The 16,054-nt window shown below is 67.5% G+C and carries 13 protein-coding genes; 9 read left to right on the top strand and 4 right to left on the bottom strand.

Annotated features, from left to right (window positions below):
- Positions 1-2: 2 nt before the first annotated feature.
- From AB4Z10_RS04635 to AB4Z10_RS04625, 3 genes are all read left to right on the top strand, one after another.
- The gene (locus AB4Z10_RS04635) at positions 3-1,175 is read left to right on the top strand and encodes an alpha-hydroxy acid oxidase (protein WP_441469207.1); all 1,173 of its coding nucleotides are present in this window, start codon (positions 3-5) and stop codon (positions 1,173-1,175) included.
- Positions 1,165-2,616, top strand: coding sequence for an FAD-dependent oxidoreductase (locus AB4Z10_RS04630; protein ID WP_441469206.1), 1,452 nt, complete (start codon positions 1,165-1,167; stop codon positions 2,614-2,616). Before AB4Z10_RS04635 ends, AB4Z10_RS04630 begins: the two co-directional genes overlap by 11 nt.
- A gap of 122 nt (positions 2,617-2,738) precedes the next feature.
- Positions 2,739-5,039, top strand: coding sequence for a xanthine dehydrogenase family protein molybdopterin-binding subunit (locus AB4Z10_RS04625; protein ID WP_441469205.1), 2,301 nt, complete (start codon positions 2,739-2,741; stop codon positions 5,037-5,039).
- A 495-nt stretch (positions 5,040-5,534) separates the two neighbouring features.
- On the opposite strand, the gene AB4Z10_RS04620 is transcribed toward AB4Z10_RS04625, so the two are convergent.
- Positions 5,535-5,702 (bottom strand): hypothetical protein, encoded by a 168-nt coding sequence (locus AB4Z10_RS04620; protein WP_441469204.1) that lies wholly within the window; start codon positions 5,700-5,702, stop codon positions 5,535-5,537.
- Positions 5,703-6,126: 424 nt separating this feature from the next.
- The gene (locus AB4Z10_RS04615) at positions 6,127-6,885 is read right to left on the bottom strand and encodes an AraC family transcriptional regulator (RefSeq protein WP_441469203.1); all 759 of its coding nucleotides are present in this window, start codon (positions 6,883-6,885) and stop codon (positions 6,127-6,129) included.
- Positions 6,886-6,980: 95 nt separating this feature from the next.
- Here AB4Z10_RS04615 and AB4Z10_RS04610 point away from each other — a divergent pair, with 95 nt between their 5' ends.
- The 4 genes from AB4Z10_RS04610 to minE all read left to right on the top strand — a co-directional run bounded on the left by AB4Z10_RS04610 (position 6,981) and on the right by minE (position 10,224).
- Positions 6,981-8,177, top strand: a complete 1,197-nt coding sequence (locus AB4Z10_RS04610; protein WP_441469202.1) for an MFS transporter — start codon at positions 6,981-6,983, stop codon at positions 8,175-8,177.
- A 202-nt stretch (positions 8,178-8,379) separates the two neighbouring features.
- Positions 8,380-9,114, top strand: coding sequence for a septum site-determining protein MinC (gene minC, locus AB4Z10_RS04605; protein ID WP_441469201.1), 735 nt, complete (start codon positions 8,380-8,382; stop codon positions 9,112-9,114).
- A 34-nt stretch (positions 9,115-9,148) separates the two neighbouring features.
- The gene (gene minD / locus AB4Z10_RS04600) at positions 9,149-9,964 is read left to right on the top strand and encodes a septum site-determining protein MinD (protein WP_441469200.1); all 816 of its coding nucleotides are present in this window, start codon (positions 9,149-9,151) and stop codon (positions 9,962-9,964) included.
- Positions 9,961-10,224 carry a cell division topological specificity factor MinE gene (gene minE / locus AB4Z10_RS04595; RefSeq protein WP_441469199.1) on the top strand — a complete coding sequence of 88 codons (264 nt, stop codon included), beginning with the start codon at positions 9,961-9,963 and terminating at the stop codon, positions 10,222-10,224. Before minD ends, minE begins: the two co-directional genes overlap by 4 nt.
- A 42-nt stretch (positions 10,225-10,266) precedes the next feature.
- On the opposite strand, the gene fhuB is transcribed toward minE, so the two are convergent.
- A complete protein-coding gene (fhuB, locus tag AB4Z10_RS04590) occupies positions 10,267-12,264 on the bottom strand; it encodes a Fe(3+)-hydroxamate ABC transporter permease FhuB (RefSeq protein ID WP_441469198.1) in 1,998 nt (665 codons plus the stop codon).
- Positions 12,257-13,147 carry an ABC transporter substrate-binding protein gene (locus tag AB4Z10_RS04585; RefSeq protein WP_441469197.1) on the bottom strand — a complete coding sequence of 297 codons (891 nt, stop codon included), beginning with the start codon at positions 13,145-13,147 and terminating at the stop codon, positions 12,257-12,259. The genes fhuB and AB4Z10_RS04585 overlap by 8 nt, the downstream gene beginning before the upstream one ends.
- A 299-nt stretch (positions 13,148-13,446) precedes the next feature.
- Between AB4Z10_RS04585 and AB4Z10_RS04580 the strand changes: the two genes are divergently transcribed.
- Both AB4Z10_RS04580 and AB4Z10_RS04575 read left to right on the top strand, forming a co-directional pair.
- Positions 13,447-14,256 (top strand): ATP-binding cassette domain-containing protein, encoded by an 810-nt coding sequence (locus tag AB4Z10_RS04580; protein ID WP_441469504.1) that lies wholly within the window; start codon positions 13,447-13,449, stop codon positions 14,254-14,256.
- 23 nt (positions 14,257-14,279) lie between these two features.
- Positions 14,280-16,034: an ABC transporter ATP-binding protein gene (locus tag AB4Z10_RS04575; RefSeq protein ID WP_441469196.1), complete on the top strand. Its 1,755-nt coding sequence runs from the start codon at positions 14,280-14,282 to the stop codon at positions 16,032-16,034.
- Positions 16,035-16,054 lie beyond the last annotated feature (20 nt).

The raw sequence follows: 16,054 nt of genomic DNA, 5'->3' as shown, positions 1-16,054 counted from the left end.
CGATGGCGCTCGCGCGCTGCTTCAACGTCGAGGATGTGCGCCGCCTCGCAAAGCGACGCCTCCCGAAGGGCCTGTTCAACTTCATCGACCGGGCGACCGAGGATGACCTCGCGCGGGGCCGCAACCGCGCCGCGTTCCGCGCGCTGACCTTCCTGCCGCGCACCCTCGTCGACGTGGCTGAACGCTCGACCGAAGCTGTCCTCTTCGGCGAGCGCCATGCCATGCCGCTCGCGGTCGCGCCAGCCGGGCCTGCGGGCCTGCTGTGGTACCGCGGTGAGCTGGAACTGGCGAAGGCCGCGGCACGCGCCAACCTGCCCTTCACGCTCTCGACCTATTCGACCGTCGCCATGGGCGATATCGCGGCGACCGGTGCGACCGTCTGGCAACAACTCTATTTCTGGAAGGACCGTTCGCTCACCGGCAAGATTGTCGACAGGGCGCGCGATCTCGACTTTCGTGTCCTCGTCGTGACGGTCGATACGCCGGTGCTCGGCCAGCGCGAATATCTCCAGCGCGATCGGCTGATACCGCCCTATGGCCCCTCGCTTGCGGCTTGCACCGAGATGCTGCTGCATCCTCGTTGGCTCATCGGTGTTGCACTGCGCTATCTCGCGACCGGGGGCCTGCCGCGCGTCGTCAACAGGCCTCAGCCGGGCCCCGGGCTCGTGGACGAGGAGATCGCCCGGCGCACCTCGCTCTGCCCCTCCGTCACCTGGGACGACATCGCCCGGCTGCGCCAGCGCTGGCCGCATCAGCTCCTACTGAAGGGCATCATGCGCGAGGAGGAGGCCGAACGCGCTTTCGCGCTCGGCTGCGATGGCGTCGTCGTCTCGAACCATGGCGGACGCAATCTCGACAGCGCCGCCTGCACGCTCGATGCTCTGCCCCGCATCGCCGCCGTGGCGGGGGGCAAGGGCTCCGTCCTCCTCGACGGCGGCATCCGCCGCGGCAGCGACATCGCGAAGGCGCTCGCGCTGGGCGCCCACGCCGTGCTCACCGGCAGCGCTCCGCTCTACGGCATCGCCGCCGCGGGCGAGGCTGGAGCAAGTCATGTGCTCGGCCTGTTGCAAGCCGAGCTGGATTGCACGATGGCACTGACCGGAAGTCGCATCATCGGCGAACTCACCCGGGACCTGATCGCACCCAACCGCATGGAGGGCTCCCATGGCGCTTGAGAGGGACAAGGATGCCGACGTCATCGTCGTCGGCGCGGGCGTGGCCGGTGCCAGCGCCTTCCTCGAAGCGGCGGCGGCCGGTGCCAGCGTCATCGGGATCGATGCAGCTCCCGGCTTCGGCGGCACCGCCCGGCTGGCAGGCGGCGGCATGTGCGTGCCGGGGACGTCCCTTCAGGCCACGCGCGGCATCGTCGACTCCGCCGATCTCGCCTTCGCAGACCTGGAAGCCAACGGCCATGATTTCGACCGCGATTGGGCTCGCTCCTATTTCGAGCGTGGTTCCACAGACCTGATCGACTGGCTCTCCGGGCTCGGCGTGAGCTTTCCCGACATCAGGCATTTCGAAGGCGACAGCGTTCCACGCTTCCATCGCCCGCTGAACGGGGGAGCCGGGCTCATGGGAGTATTGTGGGAACGCATGCAGGAGCGCGGCTTGCAGCGGGCCTGGCGTTTCCGCTGGCGGCTGACCGAGCTCGTCGTCGAGGACAGCAAGGTGAACGGCGTGATCTGCCGCGACGGAGAGGGCCGCGAGCAGCAGCTACGCGCTCCGGCGGTCGTCATCGCCATCGGCGGCTTCGCCGGCAGCCTGGCGATGATCCGCCGCCATGCGCGCCGGCTCGACAGCGTGCCTCAGGTCCTGGCGGGCGGCGGCCCTGGCGCCCAGGGCGAGGCGATCACCATCCTGCAGCGCCATGGCGTTCGCTTCGACCATCTCGACGAACTCTACTGCTACGCGACCGGCGTCCCCGATTACCGTGACCCGGCCGGCGAGCGCGGCGTCGTATTCAGGGGCAATACCGGCTGGCTCTGGCTCAATCAGGACGGCGGGCGCTTCCACGACGAAAGCCAGTCGACCAGCGGTAACCTCGCCGTGCCGCGCCTGCTCTCCCAGCCCGGCGCCACCGCCTGGGCGATCTTCGACACAGCCATGCTGCCGGCGATCACCGTCGACGACCACCATGTCCCACCGGGCTCGGAAACCGGCAACGAGGCTGCGAGACGCCATCTTGCTCATTCGACCTGGGCTTGGCAGGCAGATACGCTCGACGAACTCTTCCACCGCTCGGGCATCGATGCGGAAGGCGCCGGGCAAACGGTCGCGCAGTGGAATGCTAGGCTCGCTGCCGGGCTGGCGCGCGAACCGGCGACACATCGTCCGCTGGCCGGCCTTCCTCCGCTGGCCAAACCTCCCTTCTACGCCGTCCGCTTCGTGCCGATCGGGCGCAAGGCGATGGGTGGCGTGCAGACCGACCGGCAATGCCGCGCCTTGCTGGAGTCCGGCGAAGCTCTTCCCGGCCTCTATGCTGCGGGCGAAGTGGCGGGAATGGCCGGTGGCCATATAGGCGGCATCAAGCCGCTCGAAGGCATGATGGTCGGCCCGAGCTGTTTCAGCGGACGCATCGCCGGGCGGGAAGCTGCCGCTTTCTCCCGAATTTCCTGATGTCCCCGTCAACAACGAGCCGGGCATTGGCGCAAGAATTGGAGTATGGCCTTTATCCTCGGCGGACGAGTGACAGCCTGATGCATGCGAAAGTTTCGAGCCACGAGAAGGAGCCGGCCGTCGTGGATTCAGCCTCGTCGGACCCGCGCTCGCTGCGCCGCTTCGAGGACGAGCGCTTCCTGACAGGGCGCGGCAACTACCTGGACGACGAGGCGGTGCCCGGGGTGCTGCATGCGATGGTGCTGCGCTCGCCGCACGCTCATGCCGCGATCCTCGCCGTTGATACCGAGGCTGCCCGGAAGCTGCCCGGTGTCCACGCGATCTACACCGCGGCGGACATCGCCGATCTCGGCTCCTTTCCCTGCTCGCTGGCGGTGGCTGGCGATGCGCCGCTGATCGTGCCATCCCGGCAGGCCCTTGCGCGTGACTGCGCCCGCCATGTCGGCGATCCCGTCGCCTTCGTCGTGGCCGAGACGATCGATCTTGCCCGCGAAGCCTGCGAACTCATCGCCGTCGACTACGACATTCTGCCTTCCGTCACCGACCTTACAGCCGCGGCTGAGCTCGGCGCGCCGGAAATCTGGCCGCAGGCGCCCGGCAACCTCGCGCTGCGCTATCGCCTCGGCGACGAGGCCATCGTGGCTGCCGCCTTCGAACGGGCCGCCCACGTCGTGAGCTGCCGGGTCGTGAACAACAGGATCGCGGCGGCCGCGCTCGAGCCGCGCGCCGCGCTCGGACGCTTCGATCCGACCAGCGGCCGCTACCGGTTGTCGCTCAGCGGCGCCTCGGTGCACGACATCCGCCGCGAGCTCGCGGCAGTGTTGTGCGTCGCGCCCGAACGGCTCGATGTCGCCTGCCCCGATGTCGGCGGCGGGTTCGGCATGAAGAATGTCACCTATCCGGAATATGCGCTGGTGCTCGTCGCGGCCGAGCGCCTCCGCCGGCCGGTGCGCTGGCTCGCCGAGCGCATCGAGGACTTCTCCGGCGGCGTCCACGCCCGCGACAATCTGACGACCGGCAGACTCGCCCTGGACAAAAAAGGCCGTTTCCTGGCGCTTCAGGTCGAAACCATCGCCAATCTCGGCGCCTATGTCTCCTCGCTCGGTCCGGGCAGTGCGACCACTGCGCCGACTCCGGCTGTGGGAGGGCTCTACGACATCCCGGCGATGACGATGGATGTCCGCTGCATCTTCACCAACACCGTTCCGATCGACGCCTATCGAGGCGCCGGCAAACCGGAGGCCAACTATCTGATCGAAAGACTGGTGGACGAGGCGGCTCATCGCTTGCGCATCGACCCCGCCGCCTTGCGCAAGCGCAACTTCATCCACCGCTTCCCTTATCGGAAGCCCTTCGGCGCCGTGCTCGATTGCGGCAGCTTTGGAAGCAATCTCGACGGCGTGCTGGCTGCGGCCGACCGCCCCGGCTTTCGGCGCCGCAAGGCGCAATCGCGTCGGCGCGGCAAGCTGCGCGGCTTTGGCATCGGCTGCTTTCTGGAAACCTCGCGCGGCGCCCCGAACGAGGATGCCTGGTTGTCGTTCCGCGCGGATGGCCGCATCGACATGGCGGTCGGCACCCAGTCGAACGGCCAGGGTCACGAGACGAGCTTCGCCCAACTGCTTTCGAGCGAGTTGGGTCTGCCTGTGGAGCGCTTCCATCTTGTCCAGGGCGATACGGCTCTCGTCCCCAGCGGCGGCGGCCATGGCGGCGCACGCTCGCTGCATATGGGCGGCGGGGCGCTGGTTCTGGCCGCGAGGGCGCTGGTCGAGGCCGGCAAGCCCGCAGCAGGCCAGCTCCTCCAGAGTTCTCCCGACACGGTCACCTTCGAAGGTGGACGCTTCCGTGCCCCCGGGGCCGGCGAAGTCGACCTCGTCGATGTTGCGCGCCATGTCGCGGAGACGACAGGCCAGGCGCTTGCCAGCCATGGCGCGCGACGCAACGCTCCGCTGACCTTTCCGAACGGCGCGCAAGCGGCAGAGGTCGAGGTTGATCCCGACACCGGCGAAGTCGTCCTGCTGCGCTATGTCGCCGTCGACGACTACGGCACGTTGATCAATCCCCTGCTGACCGAAGCGCAGGTGCATGGCGGGCTGGCGCAAGGCATCGGCCAGGCGCTGATGGAGGAAGCCCGCTACGATCCCGATGGCGGCCAGCTCCTGAGCGCAACCTTCATGGATTATGCAATGCCGCGCGCGATGGACCTGCCCTCATTCGAGCTATCGATGGTGGAATTGGCGACCGAGGCCAATCCAATCGGTGCCAAGGGAGCGGGACAGGCCGGTTGCATCGGCGCGCCCCAGACCGTCATCCACGCCATCCTCGACGCGCTTCGGCCTCTCGGCGTCACGCATCTGGACATGCCCGCCACCCCCTCCCGAGTCTGGCGTGCGATCCAGGAGGCGCGGGACACTGCGAAGGGTTGAGGAAAGAAGCCGGGAAGCGCTGGCTTCAAAACGCCAAGCGGAGCAACTATCCGTGCTGCAGCGGAGTTGCGCGCGGAGGAGGCTTTCCGGCTCTTCGCCGAGATGGCCCAGGCCGGACAGGCGATCTACCTCACCCATCACCAGCACCTGTGCGAGATTGTAGGGCGCGTCTGCCCGACCGCGCAGTTGCATCAAATCGATGCTTCAGGGAACTGGTCGAGTGGAAGGCGACAAGCCGGGCTGCTGCCGAACGGGCGCTTGTGGCCCACAGGCGACATTGTCGCTCAGGCGTTGGTCAGCGCACCAGCAATCACGCTCCGCTCGAAGCATCCTCGACTAAGCCATTCAGCAAAGCGCCCGGACGAAGCCTCGCATTTGATCGGCACGTCCTCCTCCTTCGAGCAGCGGCGGAAGCTCACGCAACACTGCAATTCAGCACAGGCATTAGCCTAGATCATCAGGCTCAGTTGGCTTGGCTCATCTCGCTGATCGTCTTCAAACGACGACGGGGTCACTCCAATCAGGGGGATTTCCTTCTCGGTCGGAAAGAGCAGGTTGAGAAGGCTGCGCGATATCTTCCGCGTCGGAAGCCGTGCCGAAGTTCTCGACGGTGGCGGTTTCGGCTTCGCCGATCCGGCGCTCGATCTCGTCGTTGCATGGCACCTACTGGATCGTGCCCCTCGGGCAGCCTTTCGCGAAGCTACTCAAACCGGTGAATTGGAATGGACGCCGGGGGCTGCATGGGCTTTCCAGCAGGCGATGGGTCTCGTTTGGTACTATCGTGTGACCAATCCGACGATGAGTGCTCTGGGGCGCTGCCGTGCGGGCATTGGTCTGCTGGATATCCGACCGAGGGTTGTCGCTTCGCCGCGAAAGCCTCCCTCCGATCGCCACTGCGAAGCGATCGGACCGATCATGAATGTCTGCATGCAAGGGATCATTCGAAGCCTGCTTTTGGCGCTCTGTAGCCGCGGGGCTTCGCGTCGGCAGCGCGGTGAAAGCGTCGACGCCCCGAGCCATCGAAAACACCCATGCGACCCGTTGTCAGAATGGATTCGCGCGCATCCACGGCATATCCCCTCGTCATTCACCGCCATGACAAGGCTGTGCTGCCAAGGATGCGTTCGGCGGCGGCCCTCAGCGCCCGCAGATCGGAGTAACCGACGGCGCGGACGATCTGGTGCGGGGGGCAGCCGTCCGTCGCCAGGGCGAGAGCGCGAACCAGCCGCAAACGTGCCCTCCATTCGCCAAAACTCATGCCGGTCTCGATGCGGAAGCCGCGCGTCAGCGTGCGCCGGCTTGCGCCGGCGTGCTGCGCCCAGCCGTCGAGGTCGAGGGGCGAGGCAGGGTCCTTCAACAACGCCTCGCAGACGCGACGCAGCCGTGGATCGCGCGGCAGGGGCAGGGTCAAAGCTGTTTCCGGCGCGCGCGCGATTTCATCGAGGATCAGCGCGGCGAGATGCCTGCCGCGCCCGTTCTCATCATAGAGGAGGGGCTCGGCCGCCAGCGCCGCCAGCGACGAAGCCAGCAACGGCGTCACCTGAAGAACGCGGCATCCCTTCGGCAGGACACCCACGGATTCAGGTGCGACATAGGCCGAGCACATCGAGACTCTTCCATGCATCCTGACCTCGTGGAAAAGCCCCGGTGGAATCCAGAGCGCATGCTGTGCGGGCAGAATCCAGGTTCCGTCCTCCGCCGTCACCAGGGTCAGCCCGGCGGTGGCGTAGAGAAGCTGGGCTCGTGGGTGGCTGTGCCAGCCGGTGGTCGCGCCCGCCTCATAGGTCTTCGGCATGACGCCGATGGCCCGCGGAACCGTCTGATAGGCGTCGCTGTCGCCACGCATCGCCATCTCCGTTTGGCCCGATCATGCAGAATAACGGCCCAACAGAGCGCAGCGGGTCAAGATATAAGAATGCCGTCCCTGTCGCGAGCATCGCCATGAGCCCTGAGACGCTGTCCAAGCGCACGCTTCTCTTCGTCAACGCAGCCCATGCGCTCGATCACTTCGTGCTGCTGATCTATCCCACGGCCGTGATCGCCATCGCGGCACAGACCGGCCTGAGCTATGCCGAGCTGATCGGTCTCGCGACGGGCGCCTTCGTCGCCTTCGGCCTGTGCTCGCTGCCGATGGGTTGGCTCTCGGACCGCTTCGGCCGGCGCAACATGCTCGCCATATTCTTCCTCGGCTACGGGCTATCCTGTCTCGGCGTCGCCAGCGCGAGCGGGCCTGCGGCCTTCGCGGCCTGGCTGCTCGTGCTCGGCGTGGCGTCGGCCATCTATCATCCGGTGGGTTCGACGATGCTGGTCAACCACGCCCGCCAACTCGGGCGCGATCTCGGGGTCAACGCGGTCTGGGGCAATCTCGGCGCCGCGTCGGCTGCCGGCGTCACCGCTCTGCTGGCGGCAAGCTTCGGCTGGCGCGTGGCCTTTGTGCTGCCGGGCCTCGTCTGCCTCGCGGTTGGTGTCGCGTTCATAGCGCTCGTGCCCAGCGACGGGGCGCCGCATGCGAGCCGCTCCGGCAAGGCGGAGCTCATTCCTGTGGGCCGCCCCGTGGCGCTTCTCGCCGTCTTCGCCGTCGCGATCATCGCCGGCGGCATGACTTTCAACATCACGACCATTTCCTTGCCGAAGGTCCTGGACGAGCGGCTCGGGCTGGACCTGCCGCTGGTGCTGACGGGCTCGCTGGCGACGCTGGTCTTCGTGTTCGGGGCTGGGGCGCAATGGCTGATGGGCCGGCTCGTCGACCGCTACACGCTGCCAGCCCTGTTCGTCGCTCTCGCCCTCCTGCAGCCGCTCGGCCTCGTGCTGGCGGCAACGACCCAGGGCGTCCCCCTGTTGCTCGGCCTCGTCCTGACGATGACCGCGATCTACGGGCAGGTCGTCGTCAACGATGCGATGGTCGCGCGTTATGTGCCGGCACAGCATCGGGCCAAGGCGTTCAGCGTACGCTATTTCCTCGGCTTCACCGTCAGCGGTTTCGTGGTGCCCATGCTGGCGGTCCTCTACGCGCAGGGCGGCTTCGGGCTGGTCCTGGGTGGAGCAGCCGTGTTCGGCCTGGTCGTCTGGCTGGCGTCGCTGGCGTTCTATTTCCTCGCTCAAGGCGCGGCGTCGCAAAAGGCTGCTCCTGCCGAATAGCCGGAGGTCTTCCGCACGCCTGCCGTCGCCGATCTGGCCGGGTTTTTCGCATGCCGGGAAGCCCGGCGCAGGCGCTTCATACACCCTGACAGATCGGTCCGGCCGGTGCGCGATGCCGGCTTCTTCGCGTGGATAAGCGGCGCCGATTTACCGCTTGTTAACCATACGCTCGATACACCGAAGCAACCGAAAATTTACCAAGATGACCGGCGTGTTAACCCAATCCCGACCCATTCGTCTCAAGGGACGCAGCTTCCTTGCGCTGGCCCTGACCCCCGAGCTTCCCTTCGAGGATTGGTTGGTCCGGCTCGATGACCTGGCCTCGCGCTCGACCGGTTTCTTCATGCGCCGGCCCGTGGTTCTCGACATCACCGGGCTGGACATCGACCGGCCCCAGCTGCGCGATCTGATCGACCGGCTCGGCACGCGCAATGTGCGGATCATGGGCATCGAAGGCGCGCGCCCCTCGCTGCTCGGGACGGATCTGCCGCCGGCGATGGCGGATGGCCGCCCGACATCGGATATCGAAGCGCCGGCTGCCGACGAGGGCGGCAAGCCGCCGGCTCCCGAAAGCGTCGCCCCGGCGGCCATGGCCGTGCCCCAGGCATTGCCGTCCCTGGTCGTGACCCAGCCCGTCCGCTCGGGACAGTCGGTGATCTTCGCCGAGGGCGATGTCACGATCGTCGGCTCGGTCGCGTCGGGGGCGGAGGTCATCGCGGGCGGCTCGATCCATGTCTACGGCACGCTGCGCGGCCGGGCGATGGCGGGGACGATCGGCAATGCCGAGGCACGCATCTTCTGCCGCAAGCTCGAGGCCGAGCTCGTCGCCATCGACGGCTACTACAAGACCGCCGAGGATTTGGAGCCGGGCCTGCACGGAAAGGCCGTCCAGTTCTGGCTGGAAGGCGACACATTCAAGGTCGGATCACTCGCCTGAGCCGAAGGCGCGTCCACATCAACAGGAGAGGTCAATGGGCAAGGTCATCGTGGTCACATCGGGCAAGGGCGGCGTCGGCAAGACGACCTCCTCGGCGGCACTTGGCGCCGCCCTGGCGCGCGACGGCGAGAAGGTCGTGGTCGTCGATTTCGACGTCGGCCTGCGCAATCTCGACCTCGTCATGGGGGCGGAACGGCGCGTGGTCTACGACCTCGTCAATGTGATCCAGGGCGAAGCCAAGCTGACGCAGGCGCTGATCCGCGACAAGCGGCTCGAGACGCTCTACCTGCTGCCGGCCTCGCAGACGCGCGACAAGGACAACCTGACGGCCGAAGGCGTTGCGGCGGTCATCGGCGCTCTCAAGACCTCGTTCGACTGGGTGATCTGCGACAGCCCGGCCGGCATCGAGCGCGGCGCGACGCTGGCGATGCGCCACGCCGATATCGCGATCGTCGTGACCAATCCGGAAGTCTCCTCTGTACGCGATTCCGACCGCATCATCGGCCTGCTCGATTCCAAGACGCTGAAGGCCGAGAGCGGCGAGCGCATCGAGAAGCATCTCCTCCTGACCCGCTACGACCCCGTCCGGGCCGAGCGCGGCGACATGCTCAAGGTGGACGACGTCCTCGAGATCCTGTCGATCCCGCTGCTCGGCATCGTCCCGGAAAGCATGGATGTGCTGCGGGCTTCCAATGTCGGCTCGCCCGTCACGCTGGCCGACGAGCGCAGCGCGCCTGCCGTCGCCTATTTCGACGCCGTGCGCAGGCTCAGGGGCGAGGCCCTGCCGGTCACCGTTCCCGGCGAGAAGCGCGGCTTCTTCGGCAAGATCTTCGGAAGGAAGGCGGCATGAACCTGCTTCGTCTTTTCTCCCGCCCCCGGTCGGCGCCCGCCGCGCGTGAGCGGCTGCAGGTGTTGCTCGCTCATGAGCGCGCTGCCGTCGGCGACTCGGATCTCGTCACCAAGCTGCGGGATGAGATCCTGCGCGCGATCTCGAAGCACATGCAGGTCGATGACGAGAAGGTCACCGTCCGCATGGAACGCGGCGCCCAGGTCTCGACCCTGGCCGTCGATATCGAAATCCCGTTCGACGCGGGCAAGAAGGCGGCCTGACGGCCGCCTTCCCACAACCGATTCGCACGCGGACCGGCGGTGTCAGCCATTTCGGCTTCCTCCGCGGTTCAGAAGCCAGATCAGGTAGGGCCCGCCGATCAGCGCGGCGAATAGCCCGACGGGTACCTGATAGGGAAAAGCGACGAGACGCGCGAGCCAATCCGCAACGATCATCACGCCGCAGCCGATCAGGGCGGAGGCGAGAAGCTGGTCGCGGCTGCGTGCGAAGCCGGCGAGGCGGGCGAGATGTGGGGCGATGAGCCCGATCAGACTCAAGGGCCCAACCAGAAGCGAGGCCACCGCCGTCATCAGCGCCGCCAGCGCAGCGAGGCAGAGGCGGCTGCGCTCCACCGCGAGGCCGAGGCTGCGGCTGGTGGCGTCCCCGAGCGGCAGCAGATCGAGCCAGCGCATCGCGAGCAGAAGAGGCGCGATCAGCAGGACGCATGCGATAAGGCCGGTCCAGGCCTCGATCTCGCCGGCCCGGTCGGTCGAGCCTGAAAGCCAGACCAGCAGCATGTAGGCACGCAGATCGCCCTGGGCGAGCGCTGTCGAGACCACCGCCATGCTGAGCGCGCCCATGGCGATGCCGGCAAGCAGCAGGCGCTGCGGCCCGATGCCCGGGCGGCCGGCGAACAGCAGCATGACGAAGAGCACCGCCAGCGAGCCGCCCGCTACGCCTGCCAGCATCGCGAAGGGGCTCGCCGGCAAGAATGTGAGGGCGAGCAGCAATCCGACGCCGCCGGCGGCGCTGACGCCGAGCACCTCGGGGCCGGCGAGAGGGTTCGCGGTGAGGCGCTGCATCAGGCAGCCGGCGGCGCCGAGCAGAACGCCTGCCGAGCCCGCCGCGGCGAGGCGCGGACCACGGAACGGCAGCAGATCCCGGAAGAGAGAACCCGTCGCCAACTCCCATCCCTGTGGTCCGCGCCCGAGCACGAGACCGAGCGCCGCGACGAGCGCGATGATGGCGGCGAGCGGAACGAGCGCCCGGAGCGAGCGTGCGGTCCGGTCCAGGCGCCAAACGGGATCGGCTGCCTGCGGCGGCAAGGTGGGCGGGACCCTGCGCATCAGCCACAGCAGCAGTGGGCCGCCGAACAGGGCGGTGGCGGCACCGGTCGGCGCGAGATCGTTGAAGCCGGAGCCGAGCAACTGCACCGTGCTGTCCGTGATCGAGAGCAGCAAGGCTCCGAGCGCGGGTGCTGCCAGCAGCATCTGTCGCGGGGTGCGGGTGCCGAGTTCGCGCGCCAGCGCGGGGGCGGCAAGGCCGACGAAGCCGATCACGCCGACCTCTGCTGTGACGCTCGCCGCCAGCCATACGGCGATACAGAGGACGGCAAGACGTGTCGCATGAAGGGCGAGGCCGAGGCCGCGCGCCATATCCTCGTCGAGCCCCAGAAGGGCGAGGGGGCGCAAGAGCAGCGCGGTGGCAAGGGTGCTCAGCACGAGACGCGGGCCGAGCGCCATGGCTGCGTCCCAGCTTTGCTGATTGAGCGAGCCCGCGCCCCAGATGAACAGCGACAGTACATACTCGCCCTTGGCGAGAATGACGGTCGCGCTCGCTGCCGCGGAGACGAGCGAGACGACCATGCCCGATAGGACGACCGTCATCGGATCGAGCCGGCGCCGCCAGCTCAGGCCGAGGACGAGAGCGACCGCGGCGATGGCGCCGGCCAACGCGACGCCTTCGCGCGAGAAGACGAGCAGGGCGGGCGCATAAGCCGTGGCGGCAGTCAGCGCGAGCTGCGCGCCGGAGGCGATGCCGAGCGTCGAGGCATCCGCGATCGGGTTATGCAGCACGCGCTGCAGCAGCATGCCAGCGAGCCCGAGCGCCGCGCCGCTGATCAGAGCGGTTGCGGCGCGCGGCACGAGGCTGTGCCAAAGCAGGATCGATTCGAGGGTTCGTGCGAGCTCGGGCGGCGCCGACAGGGACGGGCGCGTCACGACCACCGCCAAGAAAAGGGCAGCCGCCGTCATCGCCGCGAGAAACCAGGCACCGGAGTGTCCGCCGGTTGGCGGGCGTAGTGCTCGGACCGCCTCAGCCACGGGCAGTCTCCGCCCTGAGCAAGGCGTCGGTCAGCAATCGCGCGAAACGCCGCGCCGCCGGCAGGCCGCCATAGGGGTTGATGGCGCCAAGCTGCAGGAGCCGGCCTTCGCGCAGGTTCGGCAAGGCGTTCCAGAAGGCGCTGGCCGCGAGGGTCTGCATGGCGCCGGGCGGGACGGGCGGGATCAGCGCGATGAAGGCGTCGGGAACATGGACGAGCGCTTCGAGCCCGATCGGGGCCATGGCCGAATAGTTCGTATGCTCGGTCCAGGCATTGGCGAGCCCGAGCCGCTTCAGCACCTCGCCGAACATGCTGTCATCGCCGAAAACACGGAAATGCCGGGCATCGCCGAGATTGACGGGGAGCACCGGACGCGCGCCCAGCGGCTTCAGCCTTTCGCGCAGCTCCGCGAATTCCGCCTCGGTCCCGGTGATGTAGCGCTCCGCCTTCGCGGCGATGCCGAGGCGCTGGCCTATGCTGCGGGTCATCGCGACCGCCGGCTCATAGGGCAAGCGGTGCGGCGCGTAGATCGAGAAGCTCTCGACCGGCGCGATCCGGCGCAGCCGCGGCTCGGAGGCGACATAGAAGCTCGACGAGAAGATCAACTCCGGCCGTAGCAGCAAGAGCAGCTCCAAATTGATCGTGCCGCGCAGGCCGAGATCGGTGACGCTCGCGGGAACCGCGGGTTCGACCGCGACTTCGCGGAATTGGCGCAATTCCGGTGCCGCGATCGGCGGCACTCCCAGCGCAAGCAAGGTCTCCAGCACCGACCAGTCGACGGTCGCGACGCGCAGCCCCGCCGCCACGGCCGGGAGCGGGAGGCTGGTGGCGCCGAGAAGCGCCAGTGCGCCGCGCCGCGTCGGGGATGACGGGATGCCGATCATGCGCTCGGGTCTAGCACAGCCCTGACGAGGGAGCCTCTTACCAGCGGTCGTTTACCGAGACGGTGACGGTGCAGGGCTGTGCGTCGATGGATTGGGACCGTCTATCGGGCGAGGCTCGTGCAGGCCGAGCCCGCTGGCTTTCGGAGACGAAACAACTCCACTTTCGCCATGGGCCGCGGCGGTGTAGGCCGAGGAAGCTGCGGCTGAAAACCGATGATCCCGAAGGCGCGCCGACCATGCAGAGCAAGGCTACCGCATTTCCGTCCGGTGATGGCGCTCTGGCGGCGAAGGCCCTTTCGATGGCCGGGAACGGCCCGCTTGCCGCCGACAGCCAGGGCGACCTCTTCGATCTCGAGGGCGTCACCTTCAGCGTGCCCGGCCGGGTGCTGCTGGAGCCGCTGACGCTGTCGCTGCCGACCCGGCAGGTCATCGGGCTGATCGGCCATAACGGCTCGGGCAAGTCGACGCTGCTCAAGCTGCTGGCCCGCCAGCAGGCGCCCTCGGGCGGGACGATTCGGTTCGAAGGCAAGGCGCTTGACGCCTGGAACGGCCGCGCCTTCGCGCGCAAGGTCGCCTATCTGCCGCAGCAGACGCCGCCATCTTCGGGACTATTGGTCAAGGAACTCGTCGCGCTCGGCCGCTATCCCTGGCACGGTGCACTCGGCCGCTTCGGCGCGAAGGACCGAGAGAAGGTCACTGAAGCCATGGCGCTGACCGATGTCGAGCCCTTCGCGGACCGGCTGGTCGACACTCTCTCGGGCGGCGAGCGCCAGCGCGTCTGGCTCGCGATGCTCGTGGCGCAGGATGCCGAATGCCTGCTCCTCGACGAGCCGACCTCCGCGCTCGACATCGCGCACCAGATCGAGGTGCTGTCGCTGGTGCACCGGCTGTCCGCGGACAAGGGCCTCGGTGTCATCGTCGTGCTGCACGACGTCAATATGGCGGCCCGGTTCTGCGACGAGATCATTGCGCTGCATTCCGGCAAGATGATCGTCCGGGGAACGCCGGAGGAGGTCATGACCGCGCAGCAACTTGGCCGCATCTACGGCGTCGACATGAGCGTCATCGCCCACCCACAGACCCAGCGCCCGATCGCTCTTCCAGCCTGAGAGCGGCCGCCGCGGAGACCGATATGGATCTGATCAAGCGGTTCGCCGCCTATTATCGGCCGCATCGCGGCCTGTTCCTGCTGGACTTCTGCAGCGCGGTCGCGGCCGGCCTGCTGGAGCTCGCCTTTCCCGTCGCGGTGACGCTGTTCATCGACCGGCTGCTCCCGACCGGCGAGATCGGAATGATCGCGGTCGCCGCCGCAGGTCTTTTCGTCGCCTATCTCATCAGCGCAGGGCTACAGGTCATCGTCACCTATTGGGGCCATATGCTCGGCATCGGCATCGAGACCGAGATGCGCGCCAAGGCCTTCGACCATCTGCAGAAGCTCTCCTTCGGCTTCTTCGACAACCAGAAAACCGGCCATCTCGTCGCCCGGCTGACCAAGGATCTCGAGGAGATCGGCGAGGTCGCCCATCACGGGCCGGAAGACCTGTTTATCGCGATCATGACCCTGATCGGCGCCTTCGCGCTGATGCTGTGGGTCCATCCTCCGCTCGCCATCGTCACCGCGCTCGTGGTTCCCCTCACGGCGTTCGTCACCATCCGCTACGGCAGCCGCATGACCACGAACTGGCACGCGCTCTACGGCCGGGTCGGGGATTTCAACGCGCGCATCGAGGAAAATGTCGGCGGCATCCGCGTCGTCCAGGCCTTCGCCAACGAGGACCACGAGCGCCGGCTCTTCGCCGAGAGCAACCGCCACTATCGCGATACGAAGCTGCAGGCCTACAAGCTGATGGCGGCCTCGACCTCGCTCTCCTACCTCTCGATGCGCTTCGTGCAGGTGGTGGTGATGTTGGCGGGCGGCTGGTTCGTCGTGCGCGGCGAATTGTCCGCGGGCGGCTTCATCGGCTTCCTGCTGCTGGTCAATGTGTTCTTCCGCCCGGTCGACAAGATCAACGCGGTCATCGAGAGCTATCCGAAGGGTATCGCCGGCTTCCAGCGCTATCTCGCCTTCCTGGCGACGCGCCCCGACGTCGCCGATAGGCCGGGCGCTCGAGACGTCGAGCGGCTGCGGGGCGATATCGCCTATCGCGGTATCAGCTTCGGCTACGGCGCGGGAAGGCTGATCTTCGATGGCCTCGATCTCGACATCAGGGCCGGCGAGACCATCGCCTTCGTTGGCCCCTCCGGCGCGGGCAAGACCACGATCTGCTCTCTGCTGCCGCGCTTCTATGAAGTCACGGGTGGCGCGATCCTGATCGACGGCATCGATATCCGCGACATGACCCTGAAGTCGCTGCGCTCGAACATCGGCATCGTCCAGCAGGATGTCTTCCTCTTCGCCGGCACGATCCGCGACAACATCGCATATGGCCGTCTCGATGCGACCGAGGAGGAGATCGTCGAGGCGGCGCGTCGTGCGCGGCTCGACGGCGTTATTGCCGCATTGCCGCAGGGGCTCGACACGGTGATCGGCGAGCGTGGCGTCAAGCTCTCCGGCGGCCAGAAGCAGCGCCTCGCCATCGCCCGCATCTTCCTGAAGAATCCGCCGATCCTGATCCTCGACGAGGCGACCTCGGCGCTCGACACCGAGACCGAGAAGGCGATCCAGCAATCGCTGTCGGAGCTGTCGCGCGGCCGCACCACGCTGGTCATCGCCCACCGGCTTGCCACGATCGCCAATGCCGACCGCATTGTGGTGGTCGAGAACGGCGATGTCGTCGAGCAGGGCAGCCACGCCCAGCTTCTCGCCCGCAAGGATGGGCGCTATCGCAGCCTCCACGCCGCGCAGGCCGGCCATGACCCTCTGGCTTCAGGCCCCGCCGTTGCCTGAGTTGGGCTAGGCCGCGGCGA

The organism is Allobosea sp. RAF48 (assembly GCF_052114025.1).
Taxonomy (GTDB): Bacteria; Pseudomonadota; Alphaproteobacteria; order Rhizobiales; family Beijerinckiaceae; genus Allobosea.
The sequence above is the reverse complement of the archived record's forward strand: the minus strand, read 5'-3'. Positions and strand labels throughout refer to the sequence as shown.

Bases quoted from the DNA above. Each gene is read 5' to 3' on its own strand.
- minC (WP_441469201.1), top strand. From the start codon at position 8,380: ATGACCGGCGTGTTAACCCAATCCCGACCCATTCGTCTCAAGGGACGC.
- AB4Z10_RS04615 (WP_441469203.1), bottom strand. From the start codon at position 6,885: ATGCGTGGCGACAGCGACGCCTATCAGACGGTTCCGCGGGCCATCGGC.
- AB4Z10_RS04585 (WP_441469197.1), bottom strand. From the start codon at position 13,147: ATGATCGGCATCCCGTCATCCCCGACGCGGCGCGGCGCACTGGCGCTT.
- AB4Z10_RS04610 (WP_441469202.1), top strand. From the start codon at position 6,981: ATGAGCCCTGAGACGCTGTCCAAGCGCACGCTTCTCTTCGTCAACGCA.
- minE (WP_441469199.1), top strand. From the start codon at position 9,961: ATGAACCTGCTTCGTCTTTTCTCCCGCCCCCGGTCGGCGCCCGCCGCG.
- minD (WP_441469200.1), top strand. From the start codon at position 9,149: ATGGGCAAGGTCATCGTGGTCACATCGGGCAAGGGCGGCGTCGGCAAG.
- AB4Z10_RS04575 (WP_441469196.1), top strand. From the start codon at position 14,280: ATGGATCTGATCAAGCGGTTCGCCGCCTATTATCGGCCGCATCGCGGC.
- AB4Z10_RS04630 (WP_441469206.1), top strand. From the start codon at position 1,165: ATGGCGCTTGAGAGGGACAAGGATGCCGACGTCATCGTCGTCGGCGCG.
- AB4Z10_RS04635 (WP_441469207.1), top strand. From the start codon at position 3: ATGGCGCTCGCGCGCTGCTTCAACGTCGAGGATGTGCGCCGCCTCGCA.
- AB4Z10_RS04580 (WP_441469504.1), top strand. From the start codon at position 13,447: ATGGCCGGGAACGGCCCGCTTGCCGCCGACAGCCAGGGCGACCTCTTC.